Genomic DNA, 23362 nt, shown 5'->3' with positions numbered 1-23362 from the left:
ATTCCGGACTCCCCTAATGAGCAAAAACGCAAAACTGGCCGTTCTTGGCAGCATTAACGCTGACCACATCCTTAATCTGGCGCACTTCCCTCGTCCCGGTGAAACGGTGATCGGGCAGAATTATCAGGTTGCGTTTGGCGGTAAAGGCGCGAATCAGGCGGTCGCCGCGGGTCGTGCGGGTGCCGATATCGCCTTTATAGGCTGTGTGGGCGCTGACGACATTGGCGAACGTATTCGTGAGCAGCTCACACAGGACAATATTGATACCACGCCTGTAGAAGTGGTTGAAGGCGAGTCGACCGGTGTGGCGATGATTTTCGTCAACGGTGACGGTGAGAACACTATCGGCATCTACTCCGGTGCAAACGCGGCGCTAACGCCTGATTGCGTGGCGCGTCATCAGCCGGTCATTGCCGGTGCCGATGCACTTTTAATGCAGCTGGAATCACCGCTGGAGAGCGTGCTGGCCGCCGCGACATTTGCCCGACAGCATCAGACGCAGGTTATTCTCAATCCGGCACCTGCCACCCCTCTCTCCGATGAGTTGCTGGCGCTGATCGATATTATTACTCCGAATGAAACGGAAGCGGAGAGTCTGACCGGCATTGCGGTTAACAATGATGAAGATGCGGCCCGCGCGGCGGCAGCACTGCATGCGAAAGGCATCGGCACGGTACTGATTACGCTGGGTCGCCGCGGTGTCTGGTTGAGCGAGCAGGGAGACGGTCAGCGTATTGCAGGCTTCAGCGTTAAAGCTATTGATACCATTGCGGCAGGCGACACCTTTAACGGTGCCTTTATTACCGCAAGACTGGAACAGAAGCCGATGTATGACGCGGTGCGATTTGCCCATGCCGCCGCCGCGATTGCCGTTACGCGTTCAGGTGCACAGCCCTCCGTGCCGTGGCGCGCGGAGATCGATGAATTTTTGCTGCAGCAGGGTTAAGCGCTTGAGTACCATGAAAGATGTCGCTCGGCTCGCGGGCGTCTCTACCTCCACTGTCTCGCACGTCATTAATAACAATCGCTTTGTCAGTGAAGGCGTGCGGGAAAAAGTTGAGCAGGCTATACGTCATCTTAACTATGCTCCTTCTGCACTGGCACGCAGTCTGAAAATTAATCAGACGCACACTATCGGTATGCTGCTGACTACCAGCAGTAACCCTTTTTATGCCGAAGTGGTGCGGGGCGTGGAGGAGAGCTGCTATCAGCGTGGCTACAGCCTGATTCTCTGTAATACGGCGGGAGATGAGGAGCGGATGAATCGCAGCCTGGAAACGCTGATGCAGAAGCGTGTCGATGGTTTGCTGATCATGTGTACTGAAAGTCATCTGCCGTCGGCAGACATCCTGAATCGTTATCCCTCTATACCTGCGGTGATGATGGACTGGGCACCATTTGAGGGGCGCGGTGACATCATTCAGGATAATGCGCTGCTGGGCGGCGAGCTGGCCACTCAGCATCTTATCGACAGCGGTTATACCCGTATCGCCTGTATAGCCGGTCCTCAGGATAAAACCCCGGCCCGTATGCGGCTCGAAGGTTATCGCAACGCCATGACTAAGAGTGGGCTGGAGATTTTGCCTGGCTATATCGTGAATGGTGACTTTGAATTTCAGGGTGGCTACAACGGGATGATCGAGTTGCTGGCGCTGGAAACGCTGCCGGAAGCGGTATTCACCAGTAACGATGCGATGGCTGTCGGCGTTTATCATGCCCTCTATCAGGCTGGCATGCAGGTTCCGCAGCAAATGGCGGTCATGGGGTATGACGATATTGAACTGGCGCGCTATCTCACTCCGCCACTGAGTACTATTCATCAGCCCAAAGATGCACTGGGCGAACTGGCGATAGATACATTAATTCATCGTCTCAGCGATCCCGACGCCAGCCAGCAAACGCTGGTGCTGACGCCGGAACTGGTGGTGCGAGGTTCGGTTTAGCGCTTTTTCTTCTTGTCGCGATTACTGATCAGATTACGTCCATCGCCGTTTTTCAGCAGCATAAAAGTCAGTGCCGAAAGCACGGTAACAACACCCATGGTCAGAAACGTGGCATGGAACTGTGAAATGGTGCTGGTTTCAAACTCCTGATAGAAGCGCAGCACCGCCGCGCTGACGGCCACACCAAAACTGATCGCTAACTGCTGCGTCACTGCCAGCACGCTATTACCCCCGCTGGCGTTATCATCATCCAGATCGGCCAGAGTAATGGTGTTCATGGCGGTGAACTGCGTAGACATCGCCATACCGAGAACAAACAGTGGAAGCAAGAGTACAAAGATGCTTTCAGCGGGTGACTGCAGAGAGAAGCTGGCGATCAGGATGCCGATAATGGCGGTAATGCCGACCAGCAGACGGCGATAGCCCAGCCAGCGCAGCAGTTGTGTCACCGTTGACTTCGCCAGTATTGAACCAATGGCGGTTGGCGCCATCATGCAGCCTGCGATAATCGCAGAAAAGCCAAACCCGACCTGCAACATGAGCGGCATCAAAAAGGGCACACAGCCGGTGCCGAGACGAGAGGCAATATTGCCGACGATGCCGACTGAGAATGTCCGGGTTTTAAACATCGGCAGATTGATCAACGGTGAAGGGTGATTCCGGGCATGTACTATATAGAGGAGCAAAAGCACGATCCCGCTGAGTAATATCCCGCCCGCCAGCCAGGCAGAAACAATCCGCTCACCGAACAGCTCAATCCCAATTGAAATCATCACCAGTCCAGTCCCGAATAATATGAAGCCGAAAAAGTCGAAGCGGCGCTTGGGTGTAGTGAAGTCCGGCATATATTTGCGTGCGTAGATAATGCCGAGAATGCCTATCGGGATATTAATCAGGAAGATCCAGTGCCACGTCGCGTAGGTTACCAGCACACCGCCCAGCATGGGGCCCAGTATTGGGCCAACTAATCCTGGCATGGTGACGAAATTGAGTACTGGCAGCAATTCACTGCGCGGATAGGCGCGTAGCAGCGCAAGGCGTGCGACCGGCATCATCATTGCGCCACCCACGCCCTGTACGATTCGCGATATGACCAGCACCGAAAGCGTCGGTGAGAGCGCACAAGCCAGCGAGCCGAGGGTGAACAGCGAAACCGCAATGATAAATACCTTGCGCGTGCCGAAGCGATCGGCGAGCCAGCCGCTGACCGGAATCAGCATAGCGACAGTGAGGGTGTAACTGATGACGGCGGATTGCATGGCCAGGGGAGAACGGTCAAGGCTGGTGGCGATAGCGGGCAGGGCGGTATTCAGTATAGTGGCGTCGAGTGACTGCATGAAAAAGGCCATAGCCGCTATCCATGGCAAACCGGCCATGCTGCGCGAGGATTTTATCATTGAGTGTCCTTCCTGGGGTTATCCTGCGAGAAGAAGCAAAATAATAGCACCCGTAATCTGCAACGGCAGGTCTCTTTACAACGTTTGATCGCTGTTTTTGTGCGTTATTCGGCCATGAAACGTCTCTTTTTAAGCCGTTCGTTTAAAAAAGATGCGCTCAGTAAATTAATTCGAAGAAACACTTGTCAGCCTGCGGAAACTCCCTATAATGCGCCTCCATCGACACGGAACACCGGCAACGGGATGACGGGTTGAGAGGCACAGGAGACTGCGCCGCCGGAGAAAAACTTCTGAAATAGAGGTTGACTCTGCAGGAGGAAAGCGTAATATACGCCACCTCGCGACAGGACGCTAACGCACTGTTCGCACTGCTCTTTAACAATTTATCAGACAATCTGTGTGGGCACTCGCAGGATTGATATCAGCGTCTTTGGACGCACAAAAATATCAAAGCCTCACGAGTGAACACATAATGAAATTCATTATGACGTTTTACAGATGAGCACCGCTTAACTTGTTTAAGCAAATCAAACTTAAATTGAAGAGTTTGATCATGGCTCAGATTGAACGCTGGCGGCAGGCCTAACACATGCAAGTCGGACGGTAGCACAGAGAGCTTGCTCTCGGGTGACGAGTGGCGGACGGGTGAGTAATGTCTGGGGATCTGCCCGATAGAGGGGGATAACCACTGGAAACGGTGGCTAATACCGCATAACGTCGCAAGACCAAAGAGGGGGACCTTCGGGCCTCTCACTATCGGATGAACCCAGATGGGATTAGCTAGTAGGCGGGGTAATGGCCCACCTAGGCGACGATCCCTAGCTGGTCTGAGAGGATGACCAGCCACACTGGAACTGAGACACGGTCCAGACTCCTACGGGAGGCAGCAGTGGGGAATATTGCACAATGGGCGCAAGCCTGATGCAGCCATGCCGCGTGTATGAAGAAGGCCTTCGGGTTGTAAAGTACTTTCAGCGGGGAGGAAGGCGGTGCGGTTAATAACCGCGCCGATTGACGTTACCCGCAGAAGAAGCACCGGCTAACTCCGTGCCAGCAGCCGCGGTAATACGGAGGGTGCAAGCGTTAATCGGAATTACTGGGCGTAAAGCGCACGCAGGCGGTCTGTTAAGTCAGATGTGAAATCCCCGGGCTTAACCTGGGAACTGCATTTGAAACTGGCAGGCTTGAGTCTTGTAGAGGGGGGTAGAATTCCAGGTGTAGCGGTGAAATGCGTAGAGATCTGGAGGAATACCGGTGGCGAAGGCGGCCCCCTGGACAAAGACTGACGCTCAGGTGCGAAAGCGTGGGGAGCAAACAGGATTAGATACCCTGGTAGTCCACGCCGTAAACGATGTCGACTTGGAGGTTGTTCCCTTGAGGAGTGGCTTCCGGAGCTAACGCGTTAAGTCGACCGCCTGGGGAGTACGGCCGCAAGGTTAAAACTCAAATGAATTGACGGGGGCCCGCACAAGCGGTGGAGCATGTGGTTTAATTCGATGCAACGCGAAGAACCTTACCTACTCTTGACATCCACGGAATTCGGCAGAGATGCCTCAGTGCCTTCGGGAACCGTGAGACAGGTGCTGCATGGCTGTCGTCAGCTCGTGTTGTGAAATGTTGGGTTAAGTCCCGCAACGAGCGCAACCCTTATCCTTTGTTGCCAGCGATTCGGTCGGGAACTCAAAGGAGACTGCCGGTGATAAACCGGAGGAAGGTGGGGATGACGTCAAGTCATCATGGCCCTTACGAGTAGGGCTACACACGTGCTACAATGGCGCATACAAAGAGAAGCGACCTCGCGAGAGCAAGCGGACCTCACAAAGTGCGTCGTAGTCCGGATCGGAGTCTGCAACTCGACTCCGTGAAGTCGGAATCGCTAGTAATCGTGGATCAGAATGCCACGGTGAATACGTTCCCGGGCCTTGTACACACCGCCCGTCACACCATGGGAGTGGGTTGCAAAAGAAGTAGGTAGCTTAACCTTCGGGAGGGCGCTTACCACTTTGTGATTCATGACTGGGGTGAAGTCGTAACAAGGTAACCGTAGGGGAACCTGCGGTTGGATCACCTCCTTACCTGAAGATACCTTCCCGCGCAGTGTCCACACAGATTGTCTGATAAAAAGTAACGAGCAGAAAAAACCTCTACAGGCTTGTAGCTCAGGTGGTTAGAGCGCACCCCTGATAAGGGTGAGGTCGGTGGTTCAAGTCCACTCAGGCCTACCAAATTCGCACTCACGCTGCGTTATGTTCCCGGCTCGCATAGTTCACTATGCTGCGCGGAAACATGCCCTGCCTGAGCACGAATTGCATTTCTTACGAAGTGTACTCGGTTGAGTGGTAGTAGCGGTCTCTGCAGTAACTGTATGGGGCTATAGCTCAGCTGGGAGAGCGCCTGCCTTGCACGCAGGAGGTCAGCGGTTCGATCCCGCTTAGCTCCACCATACCGTTTATCTGTTTTTTCTGAATACTTCAGAGCGTACCGGCAACGGTGTGCTGCGAAGTATTATGCTCTTTAACAATCCGGAACAAGCTGAAAATTGAAACGACGTGTCGCTTTCATTCTCCGTAATAAGAATGAAAAATGCGGCACGTTCGAGTCTCTCAAATGCTTGCAGTCTGCAGCGTTGCAAAACGCCTGTGGGTTGTGAGGTTAAGCGACTAAGCGTACACGGTGGATGCCCAGGCAGTCAGAGGCGATGAAGGACGTGCTAATCTGCGTAAAGCGACGGTAAGGTGATATGAACCGCTACAGCCGTCGATGTCCGAATGGGGAAACCCGGTGCACTCTGTGCATCATTGCAGCATGAATACATAGTGCTGCAAGGCGAACCGGGGGAACTGAAACATCTAAGTACCCCGAGGAAAAGAAATCAACCGAGATTCCCCCAGTAGCGGCGAGCGAACGGGGAGCAGCCCAGAGCCTGAATCAGCATGTGTGTTAGTGGAAGCGTCTGGAAAGTCGCAGGGTACAGGGTGATACTCCCGTACACAAAAGCACACGCGCTGTGAGCTCGATGAGTAAGGCGGGACACGTGGTATCCTGTCTGAATATGGGGGGACCATCCTCCAAGGCTAAATACTCCTGACTGACCGATAGTGAACCAGTACCGTGAGGGAAAGGCGAAAAGAACCCCGGCGAGGGGAGTGAAACAGAACCTGAAACCGTGTACGTACAAGCAGTGGGAGCCCTCTTTACGGGGGTGACTGCGTACCTTTTGTATAATGGGTCAGCGACTTATATTCTGTAGCAAGGTTAACCGTATAGGGGAGCCGCAGGGAAACCGAGTCTTAACTGGGCGTTAAGTTGCAGGGTATAGACCCGAAACCCGGTGATCTAGCCATGGGCAGGTTGAAGGTTGGGTAACACTAACTGGAGGACCGAACCGACTAATGTTGAAAAATTAGCGGATGACCTGTGGCTGGGGGTGAAAGGCCAATCAAACCGGGAGATAGCTGGTTCTCCCCGAAAGCTATTTAGGTAGCGCCTCGTGAACTCATCTCCGGGGGTAGAGCACTGTTTCGGCTAGGGGGCCATCCCGGCTTACCAACCCGATGCAAACTGCGAATACCGGAGAATGTTATCACGGGAGACACACGGCGGGTGCTAACGTCCGTCGTGAAGAGGGAAACAACCCAGACCGCCAGCTAAGGTCCCAAAGTCATGGTTAAGTGGGAAACGATGTGGGAAGGCACAGACAGCCAGGATGTTGGCTTAGAAGCAGCCATCATTTAAAGAAAGCGTAATAGCTCACTGGTCGAGTCGGCCTGCGCGGAAGATGTAACGGGGCTAAACCATGCACCGAAGCTGCGGCAGCGACACTATGTGTTGTTGGGTAGGGGAGCGTTCTGTAAGCCGTCGAAGGTGTGCTGTGAGGCATGCTGGAGGTATCAGAAGTGCGAATGCTGACATAAGTAACGATAAAGCGGGTGAAAAGCCCGCTCGCCGGAAGACCAAGGGTTCCTGTTCAACGTTAATCGGAGCAGGGTGAGTCGACCCCTAAGGCGAGGCCGAAAGGCGTAGTCGATGGGAAACAGGTTAATATTCCTGTACTCGGTGTTACTGCGAAGGGGGGACGGAGAAGGCTATATCAGCCGGGCGACGGTTGTCCCGGTTTAAGCGTGTAGGCGGAGGGTCCAGGTAAATCCGGTCCCTTATCAACGCTGAGGCGTGACGACGAGGCACTACGGTGCTGAAGTGATAAATGCCCAGCTTCCAGGAAAAGCCTCTAAGCATCAGGTAACACAGAATCGTACCCCAAACCGACACAGGTGGTCAGGTAGAGAATACCAAGGCGCTTGAGAGAACTCGGGTGAAGGAACTAGGCAAAATGGTGCCGTAACTTCGGGAGAAGGCACGCTGGCGCGTAGGTGGAGGGACTTGCTCCCCGAGCCGAAGCCAGTCGAAGATACCAGCTGGCTGCAACTGTTTATTAAAAACACAGCACTGTGCAAACACGAAAGTGGACGTATACGGTGTGACGCCTGCCCGGTGCCGGAAGGTTAATTGATGGGGTTATCCGCAAGGAGAAGCTCTTGATCGAAGCCCCGGTAAACGGCGGCCGTAACTATAACGGTCCTAAGGTAGCGAAATTCCTTGTCGGGTAAGTTCCGACCTGCACGAATGGCGTAATGATGGCCAGGCTGTCTCCACCCGAGACTCAGTGAAATTGAACTCGCTGTGAAGATGCAGTGTACCCGCGGCAAGACGGAAAGACCCCGTGAACCTTTACTACAGCTTGACACTGAACATTGAGCCTTGATGTGTAGGATAGGTGGGAGGCTTTGAAGCGCGGACGCCAGTCTGCGTGGAGCCAACCTTGAAATACCACCCTTTAATGTTTGATGTTCTAACGTAGGCCCGTTATCCGGGCTGCGGACAGTGTCTGGTGGGTAGTTTGACTGGGGCGGTCTCCTCCTAAAGAGTAACGGAGGAGCACGAAGGTCAGCTAATCACGGTCGGACATCGTGAGGTTAGTGCAATGGCATAAGCTGGCTTGACTGCGAGAGTGACGGCTCGAGCAGGTGCGAAAGCAGGTCATAGTGATCCGGTGGTTCTGAATGGAAGGGCCATCGCTCAACGGATAAAAGGTACTCCGGGGATAACAGGCTGATACCGCCCAAGAGTTCATATCGACGGCGGTGTTTGGCACCTCGATGTCGGCTCATCACATCCTGGGGCTGAAGTAGGTCCCAAGGGTACGGCTGTTCGCCGTTTAAAGTGGTACGCGAGCTGGGTTTAGAACGTCGTGAGACAGTTCGGTCCCTATCTGCCGTGGGCGCTGGAGAATTGAGGGGGGTTGCTCCTAGTACGAGAGGACCGGAGTGAACGCACCACTGGTGTTCGGGTTGTCATGCCAATGGCACTGCCCGGTAGCTAAGTGCGGAAAAGATAAGTGCTGAAAGCATCTAAGCACGAAACTTGCCCCGAGATGAGTTCTCCCTGACTCCTTGAGGGTCCTGAAGGGACGTTGAAGACTACGACGTTGATAGGCCGGGTGTGTAAGCGCAGCGATGCGTTGAGCTAACCGGTACTAATGACCCGTGAGGCTTAACCTTACAACGCCAGAGGCGTTTTTGAGAGACAGATTTTCAGCTTGTTAACCGGATACAGTTGTGTCCTGCGGGCTGAAGTCCGAAGGATTTTGCGCTGAGGCAAGGCGGCAACCGACCGATACGAAGGAGCATACTGAAGTATGTGACGGAGTAGCGCGAGGGCGGCCAACGCAGCATCAGCACAAAAGACACAGGACAGAGCACAAAGAATTTGCCTGGCGGCTTTAGCGCGGTGGTCCCACCTGACCCCATGCCGAACTCAGAAGTGAAACGCCGTAGCGCCGATGGTAGTGTGGGGCCTCCCCATGCGAGAGTAGGGAACTGCCAGGCATTATATAAGTGAAGAAGCCCCGCACGCAGTGCGGGGCTTTTTTACGTCTGCAGATCGTGAAAAACACGAAAACCTCTCTGCTTCAGCGCTTTTGCAGCCAGTCAGCAATAAAATCTGCAACGTTGTCCGGACTGTTTATATCCAGAACCGGCACATTTAGCGCTAATTTCTGGTCGCTGGCGACAGCGATCACTTGCCCATCAAGCAGTTCCTCGATCTCACCCTTGATCCCGGCACGCCAGACAACAATTTTAGGCACCGATTCCTCTTTAAAGCCCTCAACCAGCACTATCTCCAGCACAGAGTGATCCATGCGGCTGAGCAGATAAGGCAGATCAATCGACGGCTTTTCCGGTGTCTCACACATCAATGCCCATCGCTCTCTGTTAGCTACAATCACCTGACTGGCTCCTGCTTTTCTGAGCAGATAGCTATCTTTGCCTGGTGTATCTACGTCCATCTCATGATGCGTGTGCTTAATCAGCCCGGCGCGAATCTCTTTATTAAGAAGAATCGGTATCACCTGCTGTAATAGTGTCGTTTTGCCGGTTCCACTCCAGCCGACAATCGCGAGTAAAGGTAATGACATATCAACCGCTCTACTTCAGGTCATCAGGTGTATTGATATTGCGGAAAGCAGATTCATCATCATCCAGCTGAACAGCATGGCCGCCGTGGTCGCGCAGGAAGTGCATCAGACGTCGTTCACCGGCGTGAAGATAGTCATGAAGAGGTGCTGCCATCTCCCGATGAATCAGCGCCAGCGTCGGGTGGTCGCGTGATTGTGAGCGAACCCAGACTGCAGGGGCGTTTCCCCGTTGTTCAGCCAGTTTTTCAACGAAGTTAAGAGGAACGGCAGGCGTATCACAGGAGCAAAACGCAGCCCATTCACCGTCGATGGTTATTAATGCACTGTAGATACCAGCCAGCGGACCCGGATAGCCATCAAAAACATCCTGCACAACCCGACACCCGCTTAACTGATAGCGATCAATATTACGATTGGCATTAATCATGACAATGTCGACTTGTGGCCTGAGCCGTTCAAGGACATGCTGATAAAGCGGCCTGCCATCCAGTTGCACTAATCCTTTGTCCTGACCACCCATACGGCGGCCCTGACCTCCGGCCAGAATGATGCCGGTCAATCTTGTCATGACTGTGCCCTCGCTGATGACGCACTGTGAATAACGGAGAAACCTCAATGAAATGCCATCGTTTAAACGAGTTGATCGAACTGCTGCAACCCGCCTGGCAAAAAGAGCCTGACCTGAATCTGGTCACATTTTTGCAGAAACTGGCGCAGGAATCTGGTTTCCGTGGCCCGTTAAGTGAATTAACTGACGATGTATTAATTTACCATCTCAAAATGCGTGACTCCGCCAGCGATGATGCGATCCCAGGCCTGAAAAAAGACTATGAAGTTGATTTCAAAACTGCACTGCTCCGCGCACGGGGTGTCATTAAACAGGACGAGTAATGTTATCCTTGGCAGCTAAATGTTAGGGCAACTACAGGTAATATGATGAGCGACGCTGCTTTCAACTTCCAGACATTAAATCCCGACGTATTGCTTGATGCGCTCTGGGATACAGGAATTCGCGTCGAATCAGGTCTGACAGCCCTGAACAGCTATGAGAACCGGGTTTACCAATTCAGCGATGATGAAAAACGTCGCTATGTTGCGAAGTTTTATCGCCCACAGCGCTGGCGTGCTGAACAGATTGATGAAGAGCATCAGTATGCGCTCGATCTGCTGGCTGACGAGGTGCCCATCGCAGCACCACTGCGGTTAAAGGGTGAGACCCTGCACAGTCACGCTGGCTTCTTCTTTGCCGTATTCCCCAGCCTGGGCGGACGACAATATGAGACAGACAACGAAGATCAGATGGAGTGGGTAGGCCGCTTCCTGGGCCGCATTCATCAGACCGGGCGTAAAGCGCTGTTCAGGCATCGGCCTGCCATCGGTCTGGATGAATATCTGCATGAACCCCGGCAGGTGCTGGAGCACTCTCTGTTAGTGCCTGCATCGCTTAAAGTCGCACTGCTACAGGCTATCGATAAGCTGGGAAACACGTTGCAACAACAGTGGCACACCACGTGGCAGCCGCTACGATTACATGGCGACTGCCATCCGGGTAATATCCTGTGGCGCGATGGACCGCTGTTTGTGGATCTGGATGATGCCCGTAATGGCCCGGCCGTGCAGGATCTCTGGATGCTGATCAGCGGCGATCGTCAGGAACAGCGTATTCAATGGGATATACTGCTGGAGGCGTACAGTGAGTTCAGTGATTTTGATATTAATGAATTGTCACTGATTGAACCTTTACGCGCCATGCGCATGGTTTATTATCTGGCCTGGGTTGTCCGACGCTGGCAGGATCCCGCTTTTCCGCGCGCTTTCCCCTGGATGACAGATGAAGATTTCTGGCGCAGGCAAATTTCACTCTTTACCGAGCAGGAGAAGCTGTTGCAGGAACCTCCTCTGCAGCTGACACCGCAATATTAACGACGTAGTCAGGAGAAGTTTTCACGATGAAAAAAATTTGGTTTGCACTGATGGGTTTAGTGCTGGCATTCAGCGCGTCTGCTGCCCAGTTCACTGAAGGTAAACAATATGTGAGTCTGCCAAAACCTGTGGCCAGTGAACCTCAGGTGTTGGAGTTCTTTTCCTTCTTCTGCCCGCACTGCTATCAGTTTGAGCGTATTTATCACGTCAATGACGCGGTGAAAAACAACCTGCCTGCTGACACCAAAATGGTGAAATACCACGTCGATTTCCTCGGTGGTGATATGGGGCCGGTTGTGACCCAGGCCTGGGCTGTTGCAATGGCGCTGGGTGTTGAAGATAAGGTGACAGCCCCGATCTTCGATGGCATTCAAAAAACGCAGACAATCACCGATCCTGCCAGTCTGAAAGAAACTTTTGTCAAAGCAGCCGGTATCTCCGCTGCTGAATACGATGCTGCGTGGAACAGCTTCGCCGTAAAAGCGCTGGTTGCGCAGCAGCAGAAAGCGGCTGCGGATGTTGACCTGCGTGGCGTGCCAGCGATGTTCGTGAATGGCAAATATATGGTGAACAACGGCGGTCTGGATCTCAGCTCTATGGATAATATGGTCGCAGACTATGCGAACGTCGTGAAATTCCTTTTAAGCCAGAAGTAATCTGCTTTACCACCCCATCTGACGCCAGCTCTGCTGGCGTTTTTTTATGCCATTGAACAGCGGCGCAAATTTTGTCCATCTCCAGGGCATAAATTTAATATCCACACAAGGGATCGCGTAATTAAAAATGGCGATCGGGTCACGGAAATTAAATAAGTCAATGAAAATTATAGATTTTATTAAAGGCTAAATCCTTTAAGATCCTGAATAACAGCGCGTTATAATTTTTACGCACAAAGTTATCCACAGAACGATCGTTGCGATCTTCCCTCCAGAACCGTCAAAAACGTGACATATCCTACGCCTTAGTTCACCATTTCCGCCAGCTTGTGGCATCCTTATAGACCAACCCATAGCAACGAAGACAACACAGACTTATGGCGCAAATAGCAGAAAATCCCCTCATTCTGGTCGATGGCTCATCCTATCTTTATCGCGCATATCATGCGTTTCCGCCGCTGACCAATAGTGCAGGTGAACCCACTGGCGCCATGTACGGCGTGCTCAACATGCTGAAAAGCCTGCTGGCGCAATATAATCCTAGTCACGTTGCTGTGGTGTTCGATGCCAAGGGCAAAACCTTCAGGGACGAGCTGTTCGAGCATTATAAATCTCATCGTCCGCCGATGCCTGACGAACTGCGTGCGCAAATCGAGCCGCTGCATGAGATGGTGCGGGCGATGGGTCTGCCGTTGCTGGCTGTGAGCGGCGTTGAAGCCGATGATGTCATCGGTACGCTGGCGCTGGAAGCGGAGAGAAAAGGCCTTTCAGTACTAATCAGCACAGGCGACAAAGATATGGCGCAGCTGGTCACGCCAGCCATCACGCTGATTAACACCATGAGCAATACCATTCTGGGACCGGAAGAGGTTGAGCAGAAATATGGTGTGCCGCCAGCTTTGATCATCGATTTTCTGGCCATGATGGGCGACAGCTCAGATAACATCCCTGGCGTTCCCGGCGTGGGTGAGAAAACGGCACAGGCTCTGCTGCAGGGCCTGGGCAGCATGCAGACCATTTATGACAATCTGGACAAGGTAGCCGATCTCGGCTTTCGTGGTGCCAAAACCATGGCGACTAAACTTGAGCAGAATCGTGATGTAGCCTTTCTCTCTTATCAGCTGGCGACAATTAAAACCGACGTTGAGCTGGCGCTGCCCTGTGAAGAGCTTACGGTCACTGAACCCGATGTCGAAGCATTGCAGGCACTGTTCAGCCGGTACAAATTCAAACGCTGGCTGAGCGACCTGCAGGATGGGAAATGGCTGCAGGGCAAGAAGAGCAATACTCAGGCGCAGAAATCGCTCTCCGATGAGCCGGTTCCTGTGGCTGAAACCAGCAGCGTATTACCGACCGAGAATTATGTCACCATTCTGGATCAGGATCTTTTCGACAGCTGGCTGGAGAAGCTGAAAAACAGCGAGGTTTTTGCCTTTGATCTGGAGACCGACGCGCTGGATACCCTGAGCGCTAACATCGTGGGCATCAGCTTTGCGGTTGCGCCCGGCGAAGCCGCCTATCTGCCGGTTGCACACGACTATCTCGATGCGCCTGATCAGCTGGATCGCGCGGCCGTTCTGGCACAGCTCAAGCCCCTGCTGGAAGATGACAGCGCCTGGAAAGTGGGCCAGAACCTGAAATACGATCGTGGCGTGCTGAAGAATTACGACATTGAACTGGCCGGTATCAAATTCGACACCATGCTTGAGTCCTATATTCTTAACAGCGTGGTGGGCAAACATGACATGGATAGCCTGGCTGCTCGCTGGCTTAACCACAAAACGGTCACCTTCCAGGAGATCGCCGGTAAAGGCAAAAATCAGCTGACGTTCAATCAAATCGCATTGGAGCAGGCATCCCATTATGCTGCCGAAGATGCCGATGTGACCCTGCAATTGCATCTGAAAATGTGGCCAGAGCTGGAGAAAGAAGCGGGCCCGAGAAAAGTCTTCGAGCAGATTGAGATGCCGTTACTGACGGTAATTTCCAGGATTGAGCGTAATGGCGTGTTAATCGATCAGGCTATTCTGGCGCAACACTCGAAAGAGCTGACTGCCCGACTCGCTGAGCTTGAATTAAAAGCGCATGAGCTGGCGGGAGAACCCTTTAACCTCTCATCCACCAAACAGCTTCAGGTGATTCTGTTTGAAAAACAGGGTATCAAGCCCACTAAGAAAACACCGGGTGGGGCACCGTCAACCAGCGAAGAAGTGTTAGCTGAGCTGGCACTCGACTATCCGCTGCCCAAAGTGATTCTGGAGCATCGCGGCTTATCCAAACTTAAGTCGACCTATACGGATAAATTACCGCTGATGATCAACCCGCTGAGCGGGCGCGTACATACCTCTTATCATCAGGCCGTTACCGCCACCGGTCGCTTGTCATCTGCCGACCCGAATCTTCAAAACATTCCGGTACGTAATGACGAAGGACGCCGAATCCGTCAGGCCTTTGTGGCGGCCAAAGGCTATCGCATTGTGGCGGCAGACTATTCGCAAATCGAACTGCGTATCATGGCGCATCTTTCTCAGGATAAAGGATTACTGGACGCTTTTGCCCAGGGCGAAGATATTCACCGTGCCACGGCATCCGAAGTGTTTGGTGTACCACTGGATAAGGTCAGCGCAGAACAGCGCCGTAGTGCGAAAGCGATCAACTTTGGTCTGATCTATGGCATGAGCGCATTTGGTCTGTCGCGCCAGCTGAACATTGGCGCAGGCGAAGCGAAAAAGTATATGGATCTCTACTTTGAACGCTATCCGGGCGTACTGCGCTATATGGAGAACACCCGCCAGCTGGCGGCAAGTAAAGGCTATGTCGAAACGATTGAAGGCCGTCGGCTGTGGCTGCCCGATATTAAATCCAGCAACGCGATTCGCCGGAAAGCTGCAGAACGTGCCGCGATCAATGCGCCAATGCAGGGAACGGCAGCGGATATTATCAAGCGGGCGATGATTGCTGTTGATGAGTGGCTGGAACAGCAAAACGACAATAGTGTCAGAATGATCATGCAGGTTCACGATGAACTGGTGTTCGAAGTGAAAGCGGAGGCCGTTGAAGCAGCCAGCCAGAAAATCCGTGCGTTGATGGAAGGTAGCGTGCAGCTCGACGTGCCTTTACTGGTTGAAGTCGGTGTGGGTGACAACTGGGATGAAGCCCACTGATTCACGGCTTCAGGTCGGTTCCACAGAGCGGAATCGACCCTTATTCAGGTATAAGTAAATCGTTTAATTCCCTGGTTTAGACCGGCCAGCGCTGGTACTGAGATTAAGCGTTTTTATAACTGCTTATCGGCTAAACACTTTTTTCGTTATTTAACTACATCGCAACGCTATTTTTGTGATGTGTATGGTAAAAAAAGCCCTGCCTGATGTAAGTAAGCAACAAAAAAGCCTTTGTCACGCACAGAAAATCAGGTAAAGTTCGTCGCGTAGGGTACAGAGGTAAGATGTTCTATCTTTCAGACCTTTTACTTCACGTAATCGGATTTGGCTGAATTTAGCCGCCCCAGTCATTCTGTGACTGGGGCGTTTTTTATTGGGCTTTTTGCACCGCCAGCTTCAGCGGCACCGGGTTGCCAGTTACTCTTCCCCGTCCGGATCCTCAACCGCCGGTTCAAGCGTATTAAACCAGCTGTCCAGCTTCTGACGAACCTTATCCACGCCGATTTTCTTCAGCGAGGAGAAGAGCTCTACCTGCACATCACCAGCGAATTCGAGTGCAGCTTCACGCACGACATTGAGCTGCGCTTTACGGGCACCTGAGGCCAGTTTGTCTGCTTTAGTCAGAAGTAACAGCACCGGAATACCGCTTTCCACTGACCACTGAATCATCTGTCGATCAAGGTCTTTCAGCGGGTGACGGATATCCATCAACACGACCAGTCCTTTCAATGCCTGACGTTTTTGCAGGTATTCCCCTAACGCACGTTGCCACTTGAGCTTCATCTCTTCCGGCACTTCGGCATAACCGTAACCGGGCAGGTCGACCAGACGCTTACCCTCTTTCACTTCGAAAAGGTTAATCAGCTGCGTACGTCCCGGCGTTTTACTGGTACGTGCCAGACCCTTCTGATTGGTTAACGTATTCAGCGCACTCGATTTTCCCGCGTTCGAACGGCCAGCAAAAGCCACTTCAATTCCGGTATCGGCAGGCAGATGACGGATATCCGGCGCGCTCATGACAAAGTGGGTAACGTGATAATTCAATTCAGACAAGGTAACACTCCAGAAAACGCATTAAGGCAATGGCGGCGATTATACGCGTTATGGCGCGAAAGTGCTCAATCACATCTCGATAACAAAGTGTGTAAGAGATTTGCCATTCAGGCTGCGGGTTATTTCGCTTTTTACTTTAATTACTAAAAATAAAAAGCATTAAAATTCATGGTTTTGACTGTTATTGTTCTTTTTTTGAACTAACTATTTTTGCCATCGACTTGAGGCTTTTACCAGTTGGTCTACATTATTGTGCAGTGAACGGCAGCACACATCAGGATGATGCGCTCAGGGATGTCAGGAAGGCAACGAGCGGTGGAATGGAAACGGTCAGGGATACGGCCAGACAGGGATAAGGAAAAGCTCAGGAGTTGAGCAGGCGCGGGATTAACCGGGATGTTACGAGCCGAAAAGGACTTAAAACATGATTCCTTCTTACGAAGGTATGAAATAAGGCGACAGCTTGAGCTGTCGCCTTTTTTCTTTGCCTGGTTTCTGCTAGATTTCGCCGCAATTCTATACTGAATAAAAAAGCCGGGACTGAATACTATGAAGCAACCTGCACGAGCTGCTAACGGCAAACCTGCCGTCAAAGCCAAACGCAAATCGCGTGACGATATCAACCATGAAGCACGCGATCGCAAACGTGATAAAAAGCATCGCGGACACGCATCTGGCAGCCGTGCTAATCCGGCTGCGTCCGAAAGCAACGGCGGACGCCAGGAGAGCAGCGTAAAAGATCCGCGTATCGGAAGTAAAAAACCGGTAGCTCTGATTGCTGAGGGGAAAACCGCAGCCGTTAAACCAAAGAAAAGCGTGGCAAAACCGGCATCTGAGAAGAAAGTGCGTCTGACACCCGAAGAAGAGCTGGCGAAGCTGGAAAATGACGAGCGTCTGGATGCGCTGCTGGATCGTCTGGAAAATGGCGAAACGCTGTCGGCAGAAGATCAGGGCTGGCTGGATGCTTCGCTGGACCGTATCGACGAACTGATGGAGCAGTTAGGCATTGTGATGGATGATGCCGACGATGAGCAGGCTGAAGAAGATATGTACCGTCTGCTGAAGGGCAACTAAGCAGATTTGATCGGCATGCGGTTTCCGCGTGCCGTACTTATCAGGTAAACAACAATGTTTTGGCCTGGATCAATTTTCGCGCTACTGGCGACATGTTATCTGCTGTGGTTATTGTTTAAACTACGACGCCTGTCGCGGCTGAAGCAACGTTTACGTCGGGTCTCGACCCGCTCACCTTTCATCTCCTCTTCTTCGCGACCTTCTCTCAGACGACGTCACCGGAAGGAGTGAGCATGCCATCGCAGCAGATTGAGTGGGATCAGGCGTTAATTGAAAAGTACAATTATGCCGGCCCGCGTTACACCTCTTATCCCACCGCGCTGGAGTTCAGCGAGCACTATGCACAAGGCGATTTTCAGCGAGCCGTGACGCGCTACCCTGATCGTCCGCTCTCGCTCTACGTCCATATTCCCTTCTGCCATCGTCTCTGCTACTTCTGCGGCTGTAATAAGATTGTGACCCGTCAGCGCCACAAAGCGGACCGTTATCTGGATGTGCTTGAGCAGGAGATTATTCAGCGTGCGCCGCTATTTCGTCAGCGTCAGGTCACGCAGCTTCACTGGGGCGGCGGCACGCCAACCTTTCTCGACAATGCGCAGATTTCGCGGCTGGTGGGTTTGCTCAAGCAGCATTTCAGCGTGGCTGATGAGGCCGAAATGTCGATCGAAGTTGATCCCCGGGAAATAGAGCAGGATGTGATTGATCACCTGCGATCGCTGGGATTCAATCGTCTGAGCATGGGAGTACAGGACTTCAATAAATCGGTGCAGGAACGGGTTAACCGGGTGCAGGACGAAGAGGTAATTTTTGGCCTGATGGCGCGCGCCCGTGAACAGGGCTTCAGCTCTGTCAGCATCGACCTGATCTATGGCTTGCCCCTGCAGACGCCAGCCAGCTTTGCCTGGACGCTGGAGCGGGTACTGGCACTCAATCCCGATCGCCTTAGCGTGTTTAACTATGCGCATCTGCCAGCGATGTTCGCGGCACAGCGTAAAATCAAAGAGGACGAACTGCCATCTGCTCAGCAAAAGCTGGATATCTTACAGCAGACCATCGCGACGCTGACTCAGCAGGGCTACCAGTTTATCGGGATGGATCACTTTGCAAAGCCGCAGGATGAGCTGGCCATCGCGCAGCGAAAAGGGCAGCTGCATCGCAATTTTCAGGGATACACGACACAGGGCGACAGCGATTTGCTGGGGCTTGGCGTTTCAGCCATCAGCATGATTGGCGACAGTTATGCGCAGAACCAGAAAGACCTCAACACCTGGTACAAGAGTGTTGAACAGCAGGGGAATGGCCTGTGGCGCGGCATCGCCTTAACCGACGATGATTGCCTGCGTCGTGACGTGATTAAAACGCTGATCTGTAACTTCTCGCTGGATTTTGCCGCGACAGAAGCGCAATGGGGAATCTGCTTCAGCGACTATTTTGCTGAGGATCTGGCGTTGCTGAAACCGTTAATTGCCGACGGGCTGGTAGTACAAACGGCTGGCGGGCTGGAGGTGACGGGGATTGGCCGCTTACTGATTCGTAATATCTGCATGTGTTTTGATCGTTATCTGCGTCAGAAAGCGCGTCAGCAGCAGTTCTCACGCGTTATCTGAAGAAACGGGCTGGCAACCACTCCAGCCCGTACTGAACCGCTTATTCCATGCCAAGCTCTTTCAGCTTGCGCGTCAGCGTGTTTCGTCCCCAGCCCAGCAGACGTGCTGCTTCCTGCTTATGGCCTTGCGTATGACGCAGCGCAGTAGTGAGCAGCGTACGCTCCATCTCTGGCTGGGCTTCTGACAGCAGATTCTGATGACCGGAACGCAGGGCGCGGTCGGCCCACTGTGCCAGCAGGGTTGCCCAGCTGTCAGGCAGCGACTGCACCGGATTTTCCGGGGTACTGGATTCAAACAGTTCCCCGGGCAGATCCTGAATCAGTACTTCCTGGCCCGCCGCCATCACGGTCAGCCAGCGACAGGTGTTCTCCAGCTGACGGACGTTACCGGACCAGTGAAGCCGGGTTAAGGCGGTCTCGGTTTCCGGATGCAGAATCTTCGCTTCCACTCCCAGCTCTCGGGCCGCCACCTGCAGGAAGTAACGTGCCAGACGCGGGATGTCCTCACGACGCTCACGCAGCGGTGGCAGATGCACGCGAATCACATTCAGGCGGTGAAAAAGATCCTCACGGAACTTGCCTTCCTGTACGCGTAATTCCAGATTCTGGTGGGTCGCCGCGATAATACGCACATCCACTTTGACCGGTGCATAGCCACCAACGCGATAGAACTGACCATCGGCCAGCACGCGCAGCAGACGGGTCTGCACATCCAGCGGCATATCACCGATCTCATCCAGAAACAGCGTGCCGCCATCCGCCTGCTCAAAACGGCCCTGACGGATCTGGTTTGCGCCGGTAAAGGCACCTTTCTCGTGACCGAACAGTTCGGACTCAATCAAATCTTTGGGAATCGCCGCCATGTTCAGCGCAATAAAAGGCGCTTTGGTACGCGGACTGTGGCGATGCAGCGCATGAGCTACCAGCTCTTTACCGGTACCGGATTCGCCGTTGATCAGCACACTGATCGACGAGCGCGATAACCGGCCGATGATACGAAACACATCCTGCATCGCCGGCGCTTCACCAATGATATCGGTGGTGGGTCCGCTGACAGGCTGATTACGCGGCTGCTGCTGCTCCTGATAGTGACTGATAGCACGCTCGACCAGCGCAACGGCTTCATCGATATCAAACGGTTTAGGCAGGTAATCAAAGGCACCCTGCTGATAAGCGCTGACGGCTGCGTCCAGATCCGAATGCGCCGTCATTATGATGACCGGAAGCATCGGATGACGCTGTTTAATCTGTTTCAGCAGCGCCAGGCCATCCATACCGGGCATGCGAATATCTGACAGTAAAACGTCCGGGGTCTTGGTTGAGAGGGCATCCAGCACCTCGCTTGCGCTGTCAAACGTCGCGCAGCTCAAACCGGCTCCAGTGAGCGCGCGTTCAAGCACCCAGCGGATGGAGCTATCGTCATCGACGATCCAGACTATCCCTCGTTGCATAGAAACCTCACTGGCGAATAGGCAGGTAAACCGAAAATTCGGTGTGTCCCGGCCAACTGTTAAATTCTATTTTTCCTGAATGTTGATCAATCAGGCTACGGGCGATGGAGAGGCCTAAACCGGTTCCGCCTTCACGTCCGCTGACCATCGGATAAAACAGCGTATCCTGCAGCTGGGCCGGAATGCCGGGGCCATCATCTTCAATATCAATACGTGCCACCAGGCGATAACGCGTGCCGTGCAGCGTCAACTGAAAAGCGGTGCGGGTGCGGATAACAATGGTGCCACCGTCGTCGCCCAGCGCCTGAAGTGCGTTGCGAACCACGTTAAGCAGCACCTGTTCTATCTGGTCAGGGTCATGCGGCAGTTCCGGCAGGCTGGGGTCGTAATCCCGTACCAGCGAAACATTCTCCGGCAGCTCCATCGACACCAGATTGACCACCCGTTCGGCCACCTGATGAATGCTCTGCGTGATGTGCATGCCTGGCTGCTGCGGTCCTAACAGACGATCCACCAGATTTCGCAACCGGTCGGCCTGTTCAATAATCACTTTGGTGTATTCATTTAGTGACGGATCGGGCAGGGCGCGGGATAGAAGCTGTGCCGCGCCGCGTAATCCGCCCAGCGGATTTTTAATCTCATGGGCCAGACCGCGAACCAGGTCGCGAGCAGCCACCTGCTGCGCATGCTGTAACTGCTCCTGACTGAGGCGACGCTGATTATCCATCGGCGCCATTTCCATCAAAATTAAGCCATCGGGTAACCGCTGGGCGGTCAGCGACATAATATGTGCGCGACCATCTACCACCAGCGTGACCTCACTGTCAGTAAATCCCTGGCCAGCTTCAAGACTCTCGCGCATCACCTCAATATTCAGCGAAAAGTAGCCGGTTAATTCCGGTAATGGTGTGCCGAACAATTTGCGTGAGCTTTGCGCCAGTAATTGCTGCGCCGCCGGATTGGCGTAATGAATAACCAGATCGTTATCCACTAACAAAATACTGTTGATTAACGCGTTGAGAATCTGCCCTGCATCGGGCAGAGAGCCAGTTGCCATACAACGTTCCTCTGCACCAGTCAGGTGCATTTTAGTCTTTAAGCCGAAAAGAGGGCGAATGAACGGTGAATTCGCGGAGAAAAAAGCCCATCCGAAGATGGGCTAAAAGTTTCCACGGCAACAAAAACGTCTGACCAGTTAAACGCTGTAGTAAAGCTCGAACTCAACCGGGTGTGGCGTCATGCGAACGCGATCCATCTCGGCTTTACGCAGTTCGATGTAAGCATCGATCGATTCGTCTGTGAATACACCGCCACGGGTCAGGAACTCGCGGTCTTCGTTCAGTGCATTCAGCGCTTCTTCCAGAGAGCCTGCAACTTTTGGAATCTCAGCTTCTTCTTCCGGTGGCAGGTCATACAGGTTCTTATCCATCGCGTCACCAGGATGGATTTTGTTGATGATGCCATCCAGGCCAGCCATCAGCAGCGCGGTGAACGCCAGGTATGGGTTAGCTGCTGGATCCGGGAAGCGCGCTTCAATACGACGGGCTTTCGGGCTGGCAACAACCGGGATACGGATTGAGGCAGAACGGTTACGGGCAGAGTAAGCCAGCATAACCGGTGCTTCATAACCCGGGACCAGACGCTTGTAAGAGTTGGTTGTCGGGTTCGCCAGGGCGTTGATCGCTTTCGCGTGCTTGATGATACCGCCGATATAGAACAGCGCCATTTCAGACAGGCCGCCGTACTTATCGCCGGCAAACAGGTTCTGGCCGCCTTTAGAGAGTGACATGTGGCAGTGCATGCCTGAACCGTTGTCGCCAAACATTGGCTTCGGCATGAAGGTCGCCGTTTTGCCGTAAGCGTGCGCAACGTTGTGAACGACATATTTGTATATCTGAATTTCGTCCGCTTTTTTGGTCATGGTATTGAAGCGGGTTGCCACTTCGTTCTGACCTGCGGTCGCCACTTCGTGGTGATGCGCTTCAACAACCAGGCCCATCTGCTCCATGGTCAGACACATGGCAGAACGGATGTCCTGGGATGAGTCAACCGGTGGAACCGGGAAGTAGCCGCCTTTCAGACCTGGACGGTGACCTTTGTTACCGCCTTCGTACTCTTTACCTGTGTTCCATGCCGCTTCGATATCGTCGATAGCCACATGTGAGCCGGACGTTGATGAACCGAAACGGATGTCATCGAACAGGAAGAATTCGGGTTCCGGTCCAAACAGCACGGTGTCCGCGATGCCGGAAGAGCGCAGGTAATCTTCAGCGCGCTTGGCGATAGAGCGTGGATCGCGATCGTAGCCCTGCATGGTGCCTGGCTCAAGAATGTCACAACGGATGATCAGCGTAGAATCTTCGAAGAAAGGATCCATGACTGCCGTGGTGGCGTCAGGCATCAGCACCATGTCTGATTCGTTAATGCCTTTCCAGCCGCCAATAGACGAACCATCGAACATTTTGCCTTCTTCGAAGAAGTCAGCGTTAACCTGGTGAGCAGGGATCGTAACGTGCTGTTCTTTACCTTTGGTATCGGTAAAACGCAGGTCAACAAACTTAACTTCATGCTCGTTCATCATCGAGAGAACGTGTTCAGCGGACATACTCAACTCTCCTGG

15 protein-coding genes, 2 tRNA genes and 3 rRNA genes are annotated in these 23362 nt (G+C 53.1%); 13 read left to right on the top strand and 7 right to left on the bottom strand.

Going from position 1 to position 23362, the window contains the following annotated elements; all coding sequences use genetic code 11:
* Nucleotides 1–16 precede the first annotated feature (16 nt).
* Both rbsK and rbsR read left to right on the top strand, forming a co-directional pair.
* Complete coding sequence (gene rbsK, locus NIM72_RS12110; protein ID WP_253420530.1) at nt 17–946, top strand: ribokinase; 930 nt, start codon at nt 17–19, stop codon at nt 944–946.
* 13 nt (nt 947–959) lie between these two features.
* Nucleotides 960–1943, top strand: a complete 984-nt coding sequence (rbsR, locus tag NIM72_RS12105) for a ribose operon transcriptional repressor RbsR (RefSeq protein WP_161733341.1) — start codon at nt 960–962, stop codon at nt 1941–1943.
* Here the strand turns inward: rbsR and mdtD are convergent.
* A complete protein-coding gene (gene mdtD, locus NIM72_RS12100) occupies nt 1940–3340 on the bottom strand; it encodes a multidrug transporter subunit MdtD (RefSeq protein ID WP_161733343.1) in 1401 nt (466 codons plus the stop codon). The two genes, rbsR and mdtD, sit on opposite strands and share 4 nt — an antisense overlap.
* Before the next feature lie 535 nt (nt 3341–3875).
* Here mdtD and NIM72_RS12095 point away from each other — a divergent pair.
* The 5 genes from NIM72_RS12095 (at nt 3876) to rrf (ending at nt 9225) form a co-directional block, all read left to right on the top strand.
* Nucleotides 3876–5415, top strand: a 16S ribosomal RNA gene (locus tag NIM72_RS12095).
* A gap of 73 nt (nt 5416–5488) precedes the next feature.
* Nucleotides 5489–5565: transfer RNA gene (locus NIM72_RS12090), tRNA-Ile, on the top strand.
* Nucleotides 5566–5707: 142 nt separating this feature from the next.
* Nucleotides 5708–5783, top strand: a tRNA-Ala gene (locus tag NIM72_RS12085).
* Between the two features lie 207 nt (nt 5784–5990).
* Nucleotides 5991–8898: ribosomal RNA gene (locus tag NIM72_RS12080) — 23S ribosomal RNA — on the top strand.
* Nucleotides 8899–9109: 211 nt separating this feature from the next.
* A 5S ribosomal RNA gene (rrf, locus tag NIM72_RS12075) occupies nt 9110–9225 on the top strand.
* The 16S, 23S and 5S rRNA genes sit together here with 2 tRNA genes alongside, the layout of an rRNA operon.
* 83 nt (nt 9226–9308) lie before the next feature.
* Here the strand turns inward: rrf and mobB are convergent.
* Together mobB and mobA are read right to left on the bottom strand one after the other, a co-directional pair.
* Nucleotides 9309–9815, bottom strand: coding sequence for a molybdopterin-guanine dinucleotide biosynthesis protein MobB (gene mobB, locus NIM72_RS12070; protein WP_161732893.1), 507 nt, complete (start codon nt 9813–9815; stop codon nt 9309–9311).
* Between the two features lie 10 nt (nt 9816–9825).
* Nucleotides 9826–10383 (bottom strand): molybdenum cofactor guanylyltransferase MobA, encoded by a 558-nt coding sequence (gene mobA, locus NIM72_RS12065; protein WP_161732895.1) that lies wholly within the window; start codon nt 10381–10383, stop codon nt 9826–9828.
* A gap of 47 nt (nt 10384–10430) precedes the next feature.
* Between mobA and NIM72_RS12060 the strand changes: the two genes are divergently transcribed.
* The 4 genes from NIM72_RS12060 to polA all read left to right on the top strand — a co-directional run bounded on the left by NIM72_RS12060 (nt 10431) and on the right by polA (nt 15558).
* Nucleotides 10431–10706, top strand: coding sequence for a YihD family protein (locus tag NIM72_RS12060; protein ID WP_033734564.1), 276 nt, complete (start codon nt 10431–10433; stop codon nt 10704–10706).
* 45 nt (nt 10707–10751) lie between these two features.
* On the top strand, nt 10752–11738 hold the full coding sequence (locus NIM72_RS12055) for a serine/threonine protein kinase (RefSeq protein ID WP_161733042.1): 987 nt from the start codon (nt 10752–10754) through the stop codon (nt 11736–11738).
* A 26-nt stretch (nt 11739–11764) separates the two neighbouring features.
* On the top strand, nt 11765–12394 hold the full coding sequence (gene dsbA / locus NIM72_RS12050; protein ID WP_161732898.1) for a thiol:disulfide interchange protein DsbA: 630 nt from the start codon (nt 11765–11767) through the stop codon (nt 12392–12394).
* Between the two features lie 377 nt (nt 12395–12771).
* Nucleotides 12772–15558 carry a DNA polymerase I gene (polA, locus tag NIM72_RS12045; protein ID WP_253420527.1) on the top strand — a complete coding sequence of 929 codons (2787 nt, stop codon included), beginning with the start codon at nt 12772–12774 and terminating at the stop codon, nt 15556–15558.
* Nucleotides 15559–15975: 417 nt separating this feature from the next.
* On the opposite strand, the gene yihA is transcribed toward polA, so the two are convergent.
* Nucleotides 15976–16611 carry a ribosome biogenesis GTP-binding protein YihA/YsxC gene (gene yihA, locus NIM72_RS12040; RefSeq protein ID WP_161732902.1) on the bottom strand — a complete coding sequence of 212 codons (636 nt, stop codon included), beginning with the start codon at nt 16609–16611 and terminating at the stop codon, nt 15976–15978.
* Between the two features lie 549 nt (nt 16612–17160).
* Between yihA and yihI the strand changes: the two genes are divergently transcribed.
* Both yihI and hemN read left to right on the top strand, forming a co-directional pair.
* Nucleotides 17161–17685 carry a Der GTPase-activating protein YihI gene (gene yihI, locus NIM72_RS12035; RefSeq protein ID WP_161732904.1) on the top strand — a complete coding sequence of 175 codons (525 nt, stop codon included), beginning with the start codon at nt 17161–17163 and terminating at the stop codon, nt 17683–17685.
* A 233-nt stretch (nt 17686–17918) separates the two neighbouring features.
* Complete coding sequence (gene hemN, locus NIM72_RS12030) at nt 17919–19292, top strand: oxygen-independent coproporphyrinogen III oxidase (RefSeq protein ID WP_253420524.1); 1374 nt, start codon at nt 17919–17921, stop codon at nt 19290–19292.
* Between the two features lie 40 nt (nt 19293–19332).
* Here the strand turns inward: hemN and glnG are convergent, their stop codons facing one another.
* The 3 genes from glnG to glnA all read right to left on the bottom strand — a co-directional run bounded on the left by glnG (nt 19333) and on the right by glnA (nt 23347).
* Nucleotides 19333–20742, bottom strand: a complete 1410-nt coding sequence (glnG, locus tag NIM72_RS12025; RefSeq protein WP_010258440.1) for a nitrogen regulation protein NR(I) — start codon at nt 20740–20742, stop codon at nt 19333–19335.
* A 7-nt stretch (nt 20743–20749) separates the two neighbouring features.
* A complete protein-coding gene (glnL, locus tag NIM72_RS12020) occupies nt 20750–21799 on the bottom strand; it encodes a nitrogen regulation protein NR(II) (protein ID WP_013359534.1) in 1050 nt (349 codons plus the stop codon).
* Between the two features lie 138 nt (nt 21800–21937).
* Nucleotides 21938–23347 carry a glutamate--ammonia ligase gene (gene glnA, locus NIM72_RS12015; protein WP_013359533.1) on the bottom strand — a complete coding sequence of 470 codons (1410 nt, stop codon included), beginning with the start codon at nt 23345–23347 and terminating at the stop codon, nt 21938–21940.
* Nucleotides 23348–23362 lie beyond the last annotated feature (15 nt).

This window comes from Pantoea sp. B550, from assembly GCF_024158165.1.
Classification (GTDB): domain Bacteria; phylum Pseudomonadota; class Gammaproteobacteria; order Enterobacterales; family Enterobacteriaceae; genus Pantoea; species Pantoea alfalfae.
The sequence above is the reverse complement of the archived record's forward strand: the minus strand, read 5'-3'. Positions and strand labels throughout refer to the sequence as shown.